14 protein-coding genes are annotated in these 15,603 nt (G+C 47.4%); all 14 read left to right on the top strand.

Going from position 1 to position 15,603, the window contains the following annotated elements:
* Positions 1–3: 3 nt before the first annotated feature.
* The 14 genes from fliD (at position 4) to fliL (ending at position 15,600) form a co-directional block, all read left to right on the top strand.
* Positions 4–2,025 (top strand): flagellar filament capping protein FliD, encoded by a 2,022-nt coding sequence (fliD, locus tag ACQEXP_RS18030; protein WP_269377873.1) that lies wholly within the window; start codon positions 4–6, stop codon positions 2,023–2,025.
* Complete coding sequence (locus tag ACQEXP_RS18035) at positions 2,012–2,335, top strand: flagellar protein FliT (protein ID WP_269377872.1); 324 nt, start codon at positions 2,012–2,014, stop codon at positions 2,333–2,335. Before fliD ends, ACQEXP_RS18035 begins: the two co-directional genes overlap by 14 nt.
* Before the next feature lie 16 nt (positions 2,336–2,351).
* A complete protein-coding gene (gene fliS / locus ACQEXP_RS18040) occupies positions 2,352–2,762 on the top strand; it encodes a flagellar export chaperone FliS (protein WP_138973737.1) in 411 nt (136 codons plus the stop codon).
* Positions 2,763–3,033: 271 nt separating this feature from the next.
* The gene (locus tag ACQEXP_RS18045) at positions 3,034–4,500 is read left to right on the top strand and encodes a sigma-54 dependent transcriptional regulator (protein WP_269377871.1); all 1,467 of its coding nucleotides are present in this window, start codon (positions 3,034–3,036) and stop codon (positions 4,498–4,500) included.
* A 122-nt stretch (positions 4,501–4,622) separates the two neighbouring features.
* A complete protein-coding gene (locus ACQEXP_RS18050; protein ID WP_426971136.1) occupies positions 4,623–5,684 on the top strand; it encodes a sensor histidine kinase in 1,062 nt (353 codons plus the stop codon).
* Positions 5,684–7,084 (top strand): sigma-54-dependent transcriptional regulator, encoded by a 1,401-nt coding sequence (locus tag ACQEXP_RS18055; protein WP_269377869.1) that lies wholly within the window; start codon positions 5,684–5,686, stop codon positions 7,082–7,084. Before ACQEXP_RS18050 ends, ACQEXP_RS18055 begins: the two co-directional genes overlap by 1 nt.
* Before the next feature lie 98 nt (positions 7,085–7,182).
* Positions 7,183–7,494: a flagellar hook-basal body complex protein FliE gene (fliE, locus tag ACQEXP_RS18060; protein ID WP_269377868.1), complete on the top strand. Its 312-nt coding sequence runs from the start codon at positions 7,183–7,185 to the stop codon at positions 7,492–7,494.
* 16 nt (positions 7,495–7,510) lie between these two features.
* Positions 7,511–9,256: a flagellar basal-body MS-ring/collar protein FliF gene (gene fliF / locus ACQEXP_RS18065; RefSeq protein ID WP_269377867.1), complete on the top strand. Its 1,746-nt coding sequence runs from the start codon at positions 7,511–7,513 to the stop codon at positions 9,254–9,256.
* The gene (gene fliG / locus ACQEXP_RS18070) at positions 9,249–10,304 is read left to right on the top strand and encodes a flagellar motor switch protein FliG (protein ID WP_269377866.1); all 1,056 of its coding nucleotides are present in this window, start codon (positions 9,249–9,251) and stop codon (positions 10,302–10,304) included. Before fliF ends, fliG begins: the two co-directional genes overlap by 8 nt.
* Before the next feature lie 20 nt (positions 10,305–10,324).
* The gene (gene fliH / locus ACQEXP_RS18075) at positions 10,325–11,125 is read left to right on the top strand and encodes a flagellar assembly protein FliH (protein ID WP_269377865.1); all 801 of its coding nucleotides are present in this window, start codon (positions 10,325–10,327) and stop codon (positions 11,123–11,125) included.
* Positions 11,125–12,447, top strand: a complete 1,323-nt coding sequence (gene fliI, locus ACQEXP_RS18080; RefSeq protein ID WP_138973745.1) for a flagellar protein export ATPase FliI — start codon at positions 11,125–11,127, stop codon at positions 12,445–12,447. Before fliH ends, fliI begins: the two co-directional genes overlap by 1 nt.
* A gap of 5 nt (positions 12,448–12,452) precedes the next feature.
* Complete coding sequence (gene fliJ, locus ACQEXP_RS18085) at positions 12,453–12,893, top strand: flagellar export protein FliJ (RefSeq protein WP_426971137.1); 441 nt, start codon at positions 12,453–12,455, stop codon at positions 12,891–12,893.
* A 143-nt stretch (positions 12,894–13,036) separates the two neighbouring features.
* Positions 13,037–15,067, top strand: coding sequence for a flagellar hook-length control protein FliK (locus ACQEXP_RS18090; RefSeq protein WP_426971138.1), 2,031 nt, complete (start codon positions 13,037–13,039; stop codon positions 15,065–15,067).
* A 35-nt stretch (positions 15,068–15,102) separates the two neighbouring features.
* Positions 15,103–15,600, top strand: coding sequence for a flagellar basal body-associated protein FliL (gene fliL, locus ACQEXP_RS18095; protein ID WP_269377861.1), 498 nt, complete (start codon positions 15,103–15,105; stop codon positions 15,598–15,600).
* Positions 15,601–15,603 lie beyond the last annotated feature (3 nt).

The raw sequence follows: 15,603 nt of genomic DNA on the forward strand, positions 1-15,603 counted from the left end.
TGAATGAGTTTTGGCCCTATAGGCATGAATTCTGGCATGGATATCAATTCTATGGTCAGCAAAATTGTGGATTCGGAGCGTGTTCCCAAACAGCAACGTATCGACAGTGAGCGCACCCAAATTGATTCCAGTATCAGTGCTTATGGCCGGCTCAGAGAGTCGCTGGATACGATGAAAAACTTGATGGCGAGCTTTCGTCAGGAGAAAGCTTTCGCCGCAAGAACAGTGGCGTCAACAGACGACACTGTCGTATCCGCGACGGCAACCACTGATGCTATCGCTGGTCGATATGCTATCGATGTGTTGCAACTTGCCCAAAGTCACAAAATTGCGTCTGATGTTTTGCCAGAAGACGCGAAATTTGGACCGGGCAAGTTGCAGATTTCACTGGGTGAAAAAAAATTCTCTATTGATGTACAAGAGAATTCTAAGCTCGTTGATATCGTTCGCGGTATCAACGGCAGTAAATCTAATCCGGGTGTCCGAGCGGCAATCATTAACGATGTCGATGGTCCCCGTCTTATTGTTGCCTCGAACGTATCCGGTGGCGACAATGAAATCTCCATGCAAGCGGATGCCCAGCCGGGTAACTCGCTCAAACAACTCGAATACAAAACGCTAGAGCAACGAGTCAAAGATCTTGAACGCGCACGTGCTGCGGCTCAGGAATTGATTGCCCCTCTCACTCCTGCAGAGAAAAAAGTTGCCGATAAAGTCGCTCAAAAAATCATCGACGCGGCAAAGGTTGTCGATCAAGAGATTGCCGATACCTCAAAGCAAGCGGCAATTAATGCAGATCCCAACGCAGCCAAAGAGGCAACGCCCGACAATGAAATGTCTAAAGCTGCAACGACAGCGGCAGCAAATGCGGGGATTGAAGCCAACAAGTATCTTAAACCAGAAGAGCGTATTCCAGGGTGGAGTGAAACCGCTTCGGGCACTTTGCTCGACTCTTACTGGGAACCAGAACCTCAACTAGATGCGAAAGCGAAAGAGAAAGCGCCAGACGTACCAGGCTGGTCAAATACGGCATCGGGAACCCTAACTGATTCGTACGTCACACCAAAAGAAGCGCAAGCTAAACTGGATGCCGAAAAAGCCCGTATCGAGAAAAAAGTGGCCGATGAACAGTCTGCACTGGCTCAGCGTGTTGCTTCTGGTGAGTTGACACCTGAACAAGCCAAACAGATGGAACGCGCCAAGTTGCCGCAGGAAGAGCGTGAGTACCTTGAGCGTATCGATCAAGCGCAAGCTGATCTCGAGGCAGCACAGCGTTCATTTGATACTTATCGTGGTATGACGGAAGTACAGTCTGCGCAAGATGCAAAAGTGTTACTTGATGGCGTTGCTCAACTTTCCAGCAACAACAACATTATCGAAGATGCAATTGATGGTGTTGACCTGACTCTAAAAGGGCGAACTGAAAAAGGTAAGCCGATTTCCGAAATCGATATAGAGTATGACCGACAAGGCGTGCGCGAAGATATTGAACAGTTCGTTGCTGCTTACAATCAGTTCTATCAAGTGACGAAGGAGCTATCGGGTGTTGATCCTCGGACTGGAATGGCAGGGCCGCTGGCCGGCGACAGCATTGTCCGTAGCGCAGATTCGCGTTTAAAAGCCGTATTCTCTTCCCGTGTCGAGCCAGCCCCAGAGGATTTAAAGACCCTTACCGAATTTGGTATTACGACGACCAGACAGGGTAATTTGGAAATCAACTACGAAATGTTAGATCGTCAGTTGAACAATAACTTTAATAAACTCGAAGAATTTTTTGGCGGTAATCAGGGGTTCGCTAAGAAAGTCGAGGATGCGATTCAAGGTCTGACAGGCGTTACTGGTTCGATTCGGAACCGCGAGCGCAGTATGGTCGAGCGTACGTACCGACTACAAGATGACCAAGCGGCACTTGACCGTCGAATGGATAACTTGGAAAAACGCACTCACGCCAAATTTACGGCAATGCAAGACGCGACCAGCAAGATGCAGTCTCAATTAGCGGGGATGATGAATGCCCTCGGATAGAGACTTTGAGCAACGTCTCAATGAATTGTGTGAAGTTGATCAAATAATTAGTGAAACCCTTACAGCGATTGAACTATCGACTGAAGAAATCGTTAAGCTGGTCGATACAAGGGAACAGATATTGCAAAGTTTATTGGCAGCGATTCATTCGTCTCCAGAACTTGCCAAGTTACAACAGTGGCACGACGCGGTTGAAAGAACGCAAACTGTTGTAGAGTTAATGAGTAGTAAAACTGCTGAACTAGGTGTGGCGCTGCAAAAGTATCGTCACGGTAAACGATCAGTTCAGCAGTATCAAAAATTTTTATAAATTTAAGAGGGTTGTTATGCGTGGTTCACTACAGGCTTACAAGAAGGTATCGGTTGATAGCCAGCTCAGTGCGGCCTCCCCGCATAAAATTGTTCAAATGCTAATGGCTGGCGCTATTGAACGTTTGATTCAAGGCAAAGCGGCGATGCAAGCGGGCAATATTCCTGTCAAAGGCGAGCGCCTAGGTAAAGCGCTGGACATTATTATCAGCCTGCGTAGCTGTCTTTCAATGGATGACGGTGGGGACATTGCTCAAAACCTAGATCAGCTCTATGAGTTTATGATCACTCAGATTACAGATGCGAATCATCGCAATGATCCACAGCCGATTGATGATGTAATTGAAATCATAAGAGAAATTAAGTCCGCATGGGATCAGATTCCGAACGAATATCACAACCTCACAGCGGGTGATGTCGGAATCTAGCGTTAAGCGAATGTTTGCATACATTTTGTATAGAAATGTGTGATGAATGAAATAATATGACTTATTAGCTTTTGGCTGAACGTCACATCAAGTAATTGCTTGGTTGCCTTATTTTTTTTATCAAATAGAATAGAAGCCACTAACGGACCAGTGGCTTTTTTTGTTGCTGATATTTGTCAATTGTCTGATGTATCTGATCTATAGTTACAAATGACGTTAGAAATAATTATCCAGCCACAACGTTTTACAATAAAGGCAAACAATCTCACCTATGCAAGGTTTAGCGAAACTACTTGTGATTGAAGATGATGTGCAAGCACGTATCAATCTAAGTAATATTTTAGAATTTGTTGGAGAACAGTGTGAGGCCATCAGTTCTGATCAACTCGATGATCTGGATTGGTCACGAGTGTGGGCCGGCTGTATTCTAGGTTCTCTTAACGACAAGAAGTTATCTACCAAGCTGAGTGACAAGCTATCCAAGGCCAACCATATACCGTTGCTGATTGCAGGAAAGCATTCCTATCCAGTAGAAGATCTGACAAATTATGTCGGCGATCTGGAGTATCCCCTAAATTATCCGCAATTAAGTGAAGCCCTGCGCCACTGTAAAGATTTTCTTGGTCGTAAAGGGGTTAACGTACCTTCTTCGTCACGTAAAAATACACTTTTCCGCAGTTTGGTCGGCCAAAGTCATGGCATCAAAGAAGTTAGACACCTTATAGAGCAAGTCTCAGGTACTGAAGCTAACGTATTGATCCTCGGCGAGTCTGGTACTGGTAAAGAGGTGGTGGCGCGCAATATCCATTACCATTCAGCGCGTAGAAACGGACCATTTGTACCGATTAACTGTGGTGCTATTCCACCAGACTTATTGGAAAGCGAATTATTCGGACATGAGAAAGGGGCATTTACTGGTGCGATTACATCACGTAAAGGCCGTTTTGAACTTGCTGAAGGCGGAACCCTGTTTTTGGATGAAATTGGCGATATGCCAATGCCTATGCAGGTTAAGCTGTTACGTGTACTTCAAGAGCGCTGTTTCGAACGCGTTGGCGGTAACACGACGATTCGTGTGGATGTACGCGTTATTGCTGCAACTCATCGTGATCTCGATACGATGATCAATGATGAGTCTTTCCGTGAAGACCTCTACTACCGTCTCAATGTTTTCCCTATTGAGATGCCAGCGTTACGTGACAGAAAAGATGACATTCCGCTGTTGTTGCAAGAGTTGATGACTCGAATGGAGTCTGAAGGTGCGCAACCTATCTGCTTTACGCCTCGTTCGATTAATTCATTAATGGAACATGAGTGGCCAGGTAACGTACGCGAACTGGCGAATCTGGTTGAACGTATGATTATCCTCTATCCAAATAGTCTGGTTGATGTGAACCATCTTCCAACTAAATATCGATACAGTGATATTCCAGAGTTCCAGCCAGAGTACAACAATATGGATTCGGTTGAAGAGCTAGAACGCGATGCGTTACAGGATATCTTTGCTGAAGATTTTAGTTTTGAATCCAATGACTTATTCCATGACCACGAAAACGCGCCACAGAGTTTGCCGCCAGAAGGTGTGAACTTGAAAGAGATGCTTGCCGACCTTGAAGTTAATATGATTAACCAAGCGCTAGAAGCACAAGGTGGTGTTGTGGCACGAGCTGCGGATATGCTCGGCATGCGTCGCACGACTTTGGTTGAGAAAATGAGAAAGTACAATCTACAGCGTTAGAAACGTTTAACTATTGACTGTCAAATTTTCGACCTGACATTAAGTTTTTGAAAAATAAATAAAATAGCCTGGCTTGCTTTTTGCATGGCAGGCTATTGTAGTTTTTAAGGCAGAAATACGTCATGCATTCAACTTCTTCAACGGATAATCCAATGCCGTTGGGCACATTAGAACAACAAGTCGAACGCTACCAGCAGGTCCTCGATGTTATGCCGGCGGGAGTGATCTTGCTCGATACTCAGGGCGTGGTTCAGGAAGCCAACCCTGAAGCGCAAAGATTGTTAGAGCTTTCACTGGTTGGTGACAAGTGGTTTGAAGTCATTCAACAGGCGTTTGCGCCACGTGAAGATGATGGTCATGAAATATCGCTGCGAAACGGGCGCAAAGTGAGATTAGCGATCTCCGCATCCGCAACGGGGCAGCTTATTCTGATCACTGATTTGACTGAAACGCGTTTATTGCAGTCACGTGTCAGTGATCTGCAACGACTCTCTTCTTTGGGACGTATGGTTGCATCTTTAGCACATCAGGTTCGGACACCACTTTCCAGCGCGATGCTTTATGCCTCTAACCTCGCAGCGCCCAATTTGCCTCCAGCAACCAAAGAACGCTTTCAGAGCAAGCTGATGGACAGGCTCCATGACTTAGAAAAGCAAGTCAATGATATGTTGCTGTTTGCAAAAGGTGGAGACAATAAGGTTGTTAAACCGTTTACGATTGAACAACTTGTTAGCGAGTTCTCACCTATGGTTGAGACTGCACTTAAAAACAACCAAATCGATTATTATCTTGAAGTAGAGCAAGAGCAAACTCAGTTGTTGGGGAATGCGAACGCGATTGCATCGGCGCTGAGCAATTTGGTCATGAATGCGATTCAGATTGCCGGAAAACAGTCACAGGTTGATGTCTTTTTCAGACCTGTGAATGGTGAGCTCAAAATTTCAGTTCAGGACAGTGGTCCTGGAGTGCCGAAAGAGCTGCAAAACAAGATAATGGAACCTTTCTTCACCACTCGTTCTCAGGGAACGGGACTTGGGTTGGCTGTCGTACAAATGGTATGTCGTGCTCATGATGGAAGGTTAGAACTCATTTCAGAACAGGGTGACGGGGCGTGTTTTACTATGTGTATCCCGCTTGACGAAACCTCGAATGCTGACCAACAAGCTATGACTGGAGAAGGATAATGGCTCAAAGTAAGGTACTGATTGTAGAAGATGATGAAGGCCTACGCGAAGCACTGGTCGATACGCTAGCTTTAGCTGGCTATGAGTGGCTTGAAGCGGACAGCGCCGAGGATGCCCTAGTTAAGCTCAAAGCCAATAATGTCGACATTGTTGTGTCTGATGTTCAAATGGCAGGCATGGGTGGCTTGGCTTTGTTAAGAAGCATTAAGCAGCACTGGCCAAATCTTCCTGTGTTGTTGATGACGGCTTATGCCAACATTGAAGATGCCGTTTCAGCGATGAAAGACGGTGCGATCGACTACATGGCGAAACCTTTTGCGCCAGAGGTACTACTTAATATGGTCAGCCGTTACGCGCCGGTTAAATCCGACGATAACGGTGATGCCGTAGTGGCTGACGAGAAAAGTATCAAGCTGCTGGCATTAGCCGATAAAGTGGCTAAAACTGACGCAAGTGTGATGGTTCTGGGGCCAAGTGGCTCAGGTAAAGAAGTCATGTCACGCTATATTCACAATGCTTCTCTTCGCAAAGATGGCCCTTTTGTCGCAATAAACTGTGCGGCTATTCCAGATAACATGCTGGAAGCGACCCTTTTTGGTTATGAAAAAGGCGCGTTTACTGGGGCGGTACAGGCGTGTCCGGGTAAATTCGAACAGGCGCAAGGTGGAACCATTCTACTTGATGAAATTAGTGAGATGGATCTTAGCCTTCAAGCGAAGCTATTGCGTGTCCTTCAAGAAAGAGAAGTTGAACGTCTGGGGAGTCGTAAGAGCATAAAGCTGGATGTTCGTGTGCTGGCAACCAGTAACCGAGATCTTAAAAGCTACGTCCAAGAAGGCAACTTCCGTGAAGATTTATACTACCGCCTTAACGTGTTCCCAATCGCATGGCCAGCACTGTGCGAACGTCCGGGAGATATCGAGCCGTTGTCAAAGCATCTGATTGAGCGACATTGCCAAAAATTGGGTATGCCAGTACCGACTTTGACGGCAAGCGCGACGGATAAATTGATGTCTTATTCATGGCCTGGGAATGTTCGCGAGCTGGATAACGTGATGCAGCGAGCTTTGATATTAAGCGACAACGCAGTCATCGACAGTGAACAAATTCTGTTAGAAGGGCTTGATTGGCAAGATGCGTCGAGTCTGCAAGTGGCCGTTGAAACCGGTGTGTGTCAAGTTCCAGATGTTAAACCGGTTGCAGAAGCGACCAGCAGTTTGGCGTCTGGCTCTGGTTTAGGTGGCGAACTGCGTGATCAGGAATACGCGATTATTCTTGAGACATTAGAAGAGTGTAACGGCCGTCGAAAAGAAATGGCTGAAAAATTAGGCATTAGTCCACGAACTTTGCGCTACAAGTTAGCAAAAATGCGTGATGCCGGGATTGATATTCCGAACTAACGTGCTATTTTTTGTCAGTCGAATTGACGTGGCACGAGGATTGCAGCGTCATAAGTCCAGCACTATGTTTAGTCAAAGAGTTGACTACTGAGGTTTTGATGAGAATTGATGGTTTTCAAAGCGAAATGCAAGCGATGATGTTTGAAGCGGGCGGCACAAAGCCAGCGGCGACAGGGCAAACTGTAAGCGCAGACTTTGGGCAAATGCTAAATAGTGCCATCAATAACGTCAATGGCCTTTCTAAGACATCTAGTGATTTGCAAATGCGATTTGATCGCGGTGACGCAGATGTGTCTTTGTCTGATGTAATGATCGCTAGAAACAAATCTAGCGTTGCATTCGATGCGACAATTCAAGTACGCAACAAGCTGGTTGAAGCGTACAAAGAATTGATGAATATGCCGGTTTAAGTTTTAGGTAAAGTCTGTGGCAGAGCAAAATCAATCAACCGATCTGGCGTTATCTGATAGCAGTGCTGACAGCACTATGTTAAGTACGTCTGATCTCGATACGGGCATTCAAAACCCAGATTTGGATGAGAAAAGCAGTTCTAAATTTGACATGGCTGTCGGTGATTTAGACCTGCTTCGTCAAGTTGTTCTCGTTCTGTCGATATCTATCTGTGTCGCTTTGATTGTGATGCTGTTTTTCTGGGTTAAAGAGCCAGAAATGCGTCCACTAGGCGTTTATGAAACGGAAGAACTGATCCCAATTCTCGACTACCTCGATCAGCAAAAACTCGATTACCAACTAGATGGCAACACCATTTTGGTTCCTGCGAGCGATTTTAACTCGCTTAAACTGGGAATGGTCAGAGCCGGTCTTAACCAAGAGAAACATGCAGGCGATGACATCCTGCTGCAAGACATGGGTTTTGGGGTTTCTCAGCGCTTAGAACAAGAACGCTTAAAGCTAAGCCGTGAACGTCAGCTATCTAAGGCGATAGAAGAGATGAAACAAGTGCGCAAAGCACGAGTTCTATTGGCGTTACCGAAACAAAGCGTATTTGTTCGACACAATCAAGAAGCGTCAGCTTCAGTATTCCTTACTCTCAAAACCGGAGCTAACCTCAAGCAAGAAGAGGTAGACTCTGTGGTAGACATGGTTTCAAGCGCCGTTCCTGGTATGAAACCGAACCGCATTACGGTTACCGATCAACATGGCCGCCTGCTAAGTTCGGGTAGCCAAGACCCAGCATCGTCTGCGCGTCGTAAAGAACATGAACTTGAGCGTAAACAAGAACAGGCTCTGCGCGATAAAATTGATTCGGTTCTTATCCCAATTCTTGGCTTTGGTAACTATACCGCTCAAGTGGATATCGAGCTGGACTTCAGTGCTGTAGAGCAGACTCGTAAGAGCTTTGACCCTAATACCCCATCGACTCGTAGCGAATACACGCTAGAAGACTACAACAATGGCAACGTCGTCGCGGGTGTGCCTGGTGCTTTAAGTAATCAGCCGCCGGCGGATGCATCAATTCCTCAAGATGTTGCCCAGATGAAAGATGGCACAACGCTTGGTCAAGGATCAGTCCACAAAGAAGCAACTCGCAACTTTGAACTGGATACCACCATTAGTCATGAACGTCGTCAGACTGGAGTGGTCAATCGTCAGACAGTTGCTGTTGCGGTTAAAAATCGCTCAGTGGTCAATCCCGAAACAGGGGAAACCAGTTACCAACCAATCTCAGACGCTGAGCTAAACTCTATTAGACAGATGCTGATAGGTACGGTTGGCTATAGCGAGGCTCGTGGAGACTTGCTAAATGTCTTGAGTATGCAGTTTGCTGAACCAGAAACAGAAACCATCGCAGATGTGCCAATTTGGGAACATCCTAACTTTAATGACTGGATTCGTTGGTTCGCAAGTGCGTTGGTTATCATTGTGGTGGTGTTAGTCCTTGTCCGCCCAGCAATGAAAAAACTTCTCAACCCTGCGTCTGATGATGACGATCAACTTTACGGACCGGATGGTCTACCTATTGGGGTTGATGGCGAAACCAGCTTAATCGGCGGTGACTTAGATGGTGGTGAGTTGTTTGAGTTTGGCTCAAGCATAGACTTACCTAACCTACACAAAGATGAAGATGTGCTGAAAGCGGTACGTGCTCTAGTAGCAAACGAGCCTGAGCTAGCGGCACAAGTAGTGAAGAATTGGATGCAGGATGCCTAACGAAATAGTTCCACAGGAAGCGGGCGGTGAGGTAGCAGAAAACACCGTGGATATATCAACAATCCCGGGCGAAGAGCGCGCGGCGATTCTCTTACTCAGTCTGAATGAGGAAGACGCTGCGGGTATTATTCGCCATCTAGAACCAAAGCAAGTTCAACGAGTGGGTAGCGCTATGGCGCGAGCTTCCGACCTAAGTCAAGAGAAGGTGGGTGCCGTTCACCGCGCCTTCTTAGAAGATATTCAGAAGTACACCAACATTGGTATGGGCAGCGAAGACTTTATGCGTAATGCATTAGTGGCCGCCTTAGGTGAAGACAAAGCGAATAACCTTGTTGACCAGATCCTGTTGGGTACCGGTTCTAAAGGTCTTGATTCATTGAAATGGATGGACCCACGTCAGGTGGCGAGCATTATTATCAATGAGCACCCTCAGATTCAAACGATTGTACTTTCATATCTTGAGCCAGATCAGTCCGCTGAGATTCTTTCTCAGTTTGCAGAGCGTGACCGCCTAGACCTAATGATGCGTATCGCCAACCTTGAAGAAGTTCAGCCTTCCGCGCTAGCAGAACTGAACGAAATCATGGAGAAACAGTTCGCAGGTCAAGCGGGTGCTCAAGCTGCCAAGATTGGCGGCCTGAAGGCAGCTGCAGAAATCATGAACTACATGGACAACAACATCGAAGGTATCTTGATGGAGCAAATTCGCGATCAAGACGAAGATATGGCGACTCAGATTCAAGATCTGATGTTTGTCTTCGAGAACCTTATCGAAGTCGACGACCAAGGTATTCAGAAACTATTGCGCGACGTTCCACAGGATGCGCTTCAGCGTGCGCTTAAAGGTGCCGATGATGCCTTGCGTGAGAAGATCTTCAAGAACATGTCTAAGCGTGCTGCTGAGATGATGCGTGATGACCTTGAAGCAATGCCACCAATTAAAGTGTCTGACGTTGAAGCAGCGCAGAAAGAAGTTCTGGCTATCGCCCGACGCATGGCTGACTCTGGTGAGATCATGCTGGGTGGTGGTGCCGACGAGTTCTTATAATTTAAGTAAGTAGGGTGTCTATGTCTGGGGAACGAAAACGCGGCTTTTTACGTCTTGATAACGACGATTTGGTAGAAAAACCAGAGCGATGGGGTATGCCTGATTACACGGCGCAAACCCATAAACAGGCGAAAGAGACAGCGATGAATTACGACCCTAGCTGGATGCCTATTGCTGAGCCTGTTGTCGAAGAAACGCCGAAAGCACTAACCGAAGAAGAGATCGAACTGATCAAGCAGCAAGCTTATCAGGAAGGCCTGCATCAAGGCCAAGAAGCGGGCTTTAAGCAAGGCTATGATAAAGGCAAAGAGCAGGGCTTACAGGAAGGTCATCAGGAAGGTCTTGAATCCGGAAAGATTGAAGGTGTCGCCGCTGGACAAGAGTTTATTCAGCAGCAAGTCGAAACTTTTATTGGCTTAGCCAACCAGTTTGCTCAACCATTGGAGCTGATGAATGCTCAGGTGGAAAAGCAATTGGTCGACATGGTACTTACGCTTGTCAAAGAAGTGGTTCACGTCGAAGTTCAGACTAATCCTCAGGTCATCCTCGATACCATCAAGCAATCGGTAGAATCTCTGCCGATATCTGGCCATGCCATCACCTTAAAGCTCCACCCAGATGATGTTGACATCATTCGTTCTTCTTACGGAGAGGAACAACTGAGTTTTCGCAATTGGACTTTAATGAGCGAACCCGCCCTCAATCGTGGTGATGTTCAGATTGAGGCTGGAGAGTCGAGTGTTAATTATCGTCTTGAAGATCGCATTCGCAGCGTAATCCAAAGCTTCTGTGGGGTGAATCGCCACCAAGGTGGTGAGTAGTGCTGGCTCTTGCAGAACGCTTATCTCAATACAAAACCAAAGGCCTGACTTGCCGCCCGGTTGCATCAGGTAAGTTGGTGCGAGTGGTTGGCCTTACGCTGGAAGCCACGGGATGTAGAGCGCCGATTGGGAGCTTATGTAAAGTTGAGACTATGCACGGCGAAATGGAAGCCGAGGTAGTGGGCTTCTCAGGTGATAATCTCTTCTTGATGCCTAGCGAGCAGATCACAGGTGTGCTACCTGGAGCTAAAGTGACACCGATGACGAGCGAAACGGGTCTGCCTGTAGGGATGGAGTTGCTCGGTCGGGTTATTGACGGCGTAGGTAACCCACTGGATGGTTTAGGGCCAATCTACACCGAAAAACGCGCCTCCTTCAATGCGGATCCCATTAACCCATTAGCACGTAAACCGATTTCTGAACCTCTTGATGTCGGCATCAAAGCCATTAACGGATTACTCACCGTTGGTAAAGGCCAGCGTATCGGTCTATTCGCTGGTTCCGGTGTGGGTAAGTCGGTAACACTAGGCATGATGACGCGAGGCACGACGGCTCAAGTTGTGGTCGTGGGATTGATTGGTGAGCGTGGACGAGAAGTTAAAGAATTCATCGAAGAAATCCTCGGTGTCGATGGTCGACAGCGTTCTGTCGTTGTCGCCGCGCCAGCCGACTCGTCTCCACTAATGCGTTTGAAAGGATGTCAGACCGCGCTAACCATTGCTGAGTATTTTCGTGATCAGGGCTTAGACGTCCTGTTGCTGATGGACTCATTAACTCGTTTTGCGCAGGCACAACGTGAAATCGCGTTATCGGTAGGAGAACCTCCGGCAACCAAAGGTTATCCACCTTCCGTGTTTGCCAAATTGCCTGCTTTGGTCGAGCGAGCGGGTAACGGTAGTCCGGAGCAAGGCTCGATTACCGCATTCTTTACCGTTCTGACCGAAGGGGACGACTTGCAAGATCCAATCGCAGACGCCTCACGAGCCATTTTGGATGGTCACGTGGTGTTGTCGCGTGAGATGGCGGACGCAGGGCACTACCCAGCGATTGACGTTGAAAAATCGGTCAGTCGTGTAATGCCACAGATCACTTCTGAAGAACATGTCCTAATGTCGAAAGCGGTGCGCCAAGTTCTCTCTATCTGTCGTAAGAATCAAGACCTAGTATCGATTGGTGCATACAAGCCGGGTACCGATCCGGCGATTGATGGTGCGTTCACTCTCAAGCCTAAGCTTGATATCTACTTGCAACAAACAATGAAAGAGACCGTACCTTATGACATGTGTATCAATATGCTACGTGGTCTGCTGCAGGGTGATTAACGCTTATGGATAATGCACTGGAGTTTTTGTTAGAGCAGGCCAAAGAGCGCGAAAAACAAGCAGTATTGGCGTTAAACCAAGCTCGCAATGAGCTTGATAGCTACTATCAGCAGCTCGAGCAAATTGAAAAGTATCGCCTTGATTACTGTCAGCAGTTGGTTGACCGTGGACAACAAGGTTTGACCGCTAGTCAGTACTCGCATTTAAACCGTTTTTTAACCACTTTAGATGAGACTTTGTCTAAGCAGAAGCAGGCCGAGTCGCATTTCAAAGGTCAGGTTAATAACTGCGAGCATAACTGGTTAGAGAGTCGAAAGCAGCGTCGTTCATACGAATGGCTTATTGAGAAAAAACAAACCGAAAAGCAGCGTCTGCAAAATATTAGAGAGCAAAAGCAGATGGATGAATTTTCTACCCTTCAGTACTCACGTCGAATTTCGAACTAACCTCTCACTTCTGTGAGCGCAGTCATTCTCTGATTCTCGTTGGCGTGTTTCTTGCAAATATCTATTCCAACTTGTATGCAATGAATCGGCGTCTTTGCCGCGTAGAGCCTTCTCGGCGTGAAGCAACTGAGAGTGAACCTGGTATGAATATCAATTTATCATCGGTATCGGAAAGTCCAAAAGTGACTAAGACCACCACTGACGGTGGTGACGCGAGTGTCGAAAGCTCCGAGTCTGGCGGTTTCTTTGCCAAATTAGCGGCGTTAATAAAAGGTGAGACTAGCACCAAAGAGAGCGCAGGCAAGGTAGAGGGTGGAGAGACTAGTGCTGAGCAAACGTCGGTATCTCAAGGAGAGTCGGGCGTTAGCGATGTCAAAGCGCAAGCGACAGAGAGCCAAAGTGTCGATGAACTTCTCGTGTCTGATGAAAGTGAGGCGGAAGACGCTGACACAGCTGCGGTAACTAAAGACGCTGCTCAAAGTGCCAAGACAGAGATCTCACAACAAGACGAAAACTCTCATTCAGCGGCGAAAATTGTCTCTGAAAATGACGAAGTACTGCAGCGACTTGATACTGCGAATAAAGCGCTACAACCGGCTGACGGCAAAGAGTTGCCACAGGATCAGGTTGATACTCAACACCATGTCTCACAAAAAATCTCGGCAGAGGAAGAGCAACAAAACGTCTCTTCTGACGCCACTAAAGTGATTGCAACTGACAGTCAGTCTAGACAAGAGATAGCCACGAGTGATGAACCCATCTCAAAAGTCAGTGAGAGTGATCGCCTAAAAGAGCAAGTTGTAATGAAGGCGGACGGTGAAGAAGTTATCGTACCCGCTTCAGCACAAAAGTTTATTCAGCAAGACAGTCAGGTAGTTGCTGAAGAAGAGCACAGCAGTCAGTTGGCGCAAGAAGCCACAGTGGTAAGTGCCTCTGTTGCTAAGGTTAACAAAGACAAAGCGTTACCACAGCAATCGGCAGAACTGTCCGCTGTTGCGCTTGATGAGACAGCGCTCAGCGCAGAAGTCACGACGAAACAGAGCCCAGCAGACGGCTCTGAAGAAGAAAATGATGCCTCAGCTAAAGATGTGGGGCTGGCGGCAGGGGCTATTGCCGCTAGCACAGTGGCGGCGGCCAAGGTGACAGATAAGCCAAGTAAATCTTTAGCCACCGCAATAGACAGTGCACAGCCAAGCAACCAAGTGATGATGTCAGCGAGTGATGTGGCCAGTGAAGCGCCGGCGGATGTAACCATTGCTGCTGCGGCTGTTACAGCAGGAGCGATTCCTTGGGCTTCCGCCAATGAACCCGCGTTAACTGATGACGTGTCGATCAAGCCAGATACGCCACCAAAAGCGCAACAAGCGGTGGTGGCTCAGTCGGTTCATCAGGCACTTACCACACAGCAAGCTCAAGCCCAAATGGCCCAGACTGCAGCACAAATGTCGCAACAACAATCCGCGGTTTCTGCCATGCCAACGGACTTGATGGCAAGCCAGATGCAACAAGTGGCAGCAACGCCTCACGCGGCGCTTACACAGGATCAGGCAGTGCTTAAAGCTGCACTGGGTGCAAAAGCAGCAGGTTCGCTCGGTAAGCTAGTCGGCGGTAAAGATGGTGGTCAGCCCGCCTCGGAGTCGAGTTCGGCTTTTGCTCAGCAACTCGCGCAGGCATCAGGGCAGCAAGGCCCTAACTCGTTAGGTCAGATACGCGCAGAGCAAGCGGCGGCACAAGTGCCATTGCAACTGACGCGAGAAATGGCTGGAGAACAAGTGGCAGAACGAGTTCAGATGATGATGTCGAAAAACCTAAAGAACATCGACATTCGCTTAGATCCCCCTGAATTAGGTCGTATGCAAATTCGTATGAATATGAATGGAGATGCCGCCACGGTTCATTTTACCGTCGCCAATCAGCAAGCTCGCGATGTGATTGAACAATCAATGCCAAGATTGCGTGAGATGCTTGCCCAGCAGGGTGTACAATTAGGTGACAGCTCAGTTCAGCAGCAGGCTTCCGGTCAGCAGCAGAGACGCTATGCAGATAACGGACAGGGTAATTCTGGTCAGGGAAGCAGCGGTCAGGGCTTGTTTGGTGAAGAAAACCTTGAACCAGACATCAATCTTGATTTGAATGTCGCTGCAAAGCGTGATGGAATTAGCTATTACGCTTAAACTGTAAAAAACAAAGAGATAGAGAACGTTAAGTTATGGCAGTTGAAGAAATCGAAACGGAAGCGCCCAAAGGCAAAGGTAAGCTGATCATTATCATCATTGCTGCCGTGGTATTACTCGCGGGTGGCGGTGGTGCTGCATTTTTCTTGATGGGTTCGGATGATTCTGCGGAAACCGCTCAGACCACCCAGCAGCAAGTGGCTGCGCCTGTCGATCCTGTCGCTTACGTTAATATTCCCCAACCGTTTTTATTTAATGTCACAGGCGACAAAAAAGATCGCTTAGTACAGATTAAGGTACAGTTGATGGTTCGTGGTTCAGAGAACGAAAATCTCGCCCGCTACCACTCTCCTTTGATTGAAAGTTCATTATTGAGTACGTTTGCGTCGGCGACCGTTGATCAATTACGTACTGCCAATGGCCGTGTCGAACTGCGAGAAAAAGCGACCGACGACATTAAAGCAAGCTTGAATCGCGCGGTAGGTCAACCAGTGATTGAACGTGTGCTATTTACCGATTTTGTAATGCAGTAGGTG

The organism is Vibrio sp. TRT 1302, assembly GCF_050113875.1.
Taxonomy (GTDB): domain Bacteria; phylum Pseudomonadota; class Gammaproteobacteria; order Enterobacterales; family Vibrionaceae; genus Vibrio.

Excerpts from the sequence above, each read along its gene's own strand:
- fliD (WP_269377873.1), top strand. The coding sequence starts at position 4 with ATGAGTTTTGGCCCTATAGGCATGAATTCTGGCATGGATATCAATTCT.
- ACQEXP_RS18035 (WP_269377872.1), top strand. The coding sequence starts at position 2,012 with ATGCCCTCGGATAGAGACTTTGAGCAACGTCTCAATGAATTGTGTGAA.
- fliS (WP_138973737.1), top strand. The coding sequence starts at position 2,352 with ATGCGTGGTTCACTACAGGCTTACAAGAAGGTATCGGTTGATAGCCAG.
- ACQEXP_RS18045 (WP_269377871.1), top strand. The coding sequence starts at position 3,034 with ATGCAAGGTTTAGCGAAACTACTTGTGATTGAAGATGATGTGCAAGCA.
- ACQEXP_RS18050 (WP_426971136.1), top strand. The coding sequence starts at position 4,623 with ATGCATTCAACTTCTTCAACGGATAATCCAATGCCGTTGGGCACATTA.
- ACQEXP_RS18055 (WP_269377869.1), top strand. The coding sequence starts at position 5,684 with ATGGCTCAAAGTAAGGTACTGATTGTAGAAGATGATGAAGGCCTACGC.
- fliE (WP_269377868.1), top strand. The coding sequence starts at position 7,183 with ATGAGAATTGATGGTTTTCAAAGCGAAATGCAAGCGATGATGTTTGAA.
- fliG (WP_269377866.1), top strand. The coding sequence starts at position 9,249 with ATGCCTAACGAAATAGTTCCACAGGAAGCGGGCGGTGAGGTAGCAGAA.
- fliH (WP_269377865.1), top strand. The coding sequence starts at position 10,325 with ATGTCTGGGGAACGAAAACGCGGCTTTTTACGTCTTGATAACGACGAT.
- fliJ (WP_426971137.1), top strand. The coding sequence starts at position 12,453 with ATGGATAATGCACTGGAGTTTTTGTTAGAGCAGGCCAAAGAGCGCGAA.
- ACQEXP_RS18090 (WP_426971138.1), top strand. The coding sequence starts at position 13,037 with ATGAATATCAATTTATCATCGGTATCGGAAAGTCCAAAAGTGACTAAG.
- fliL (WP_269377861.1), top strand. The coding sequence starts at position 15,103 with ATGGCAGTTGAAGAAATCGAAACGGAAGCGCCCAAAGGCAAAGGTAAG.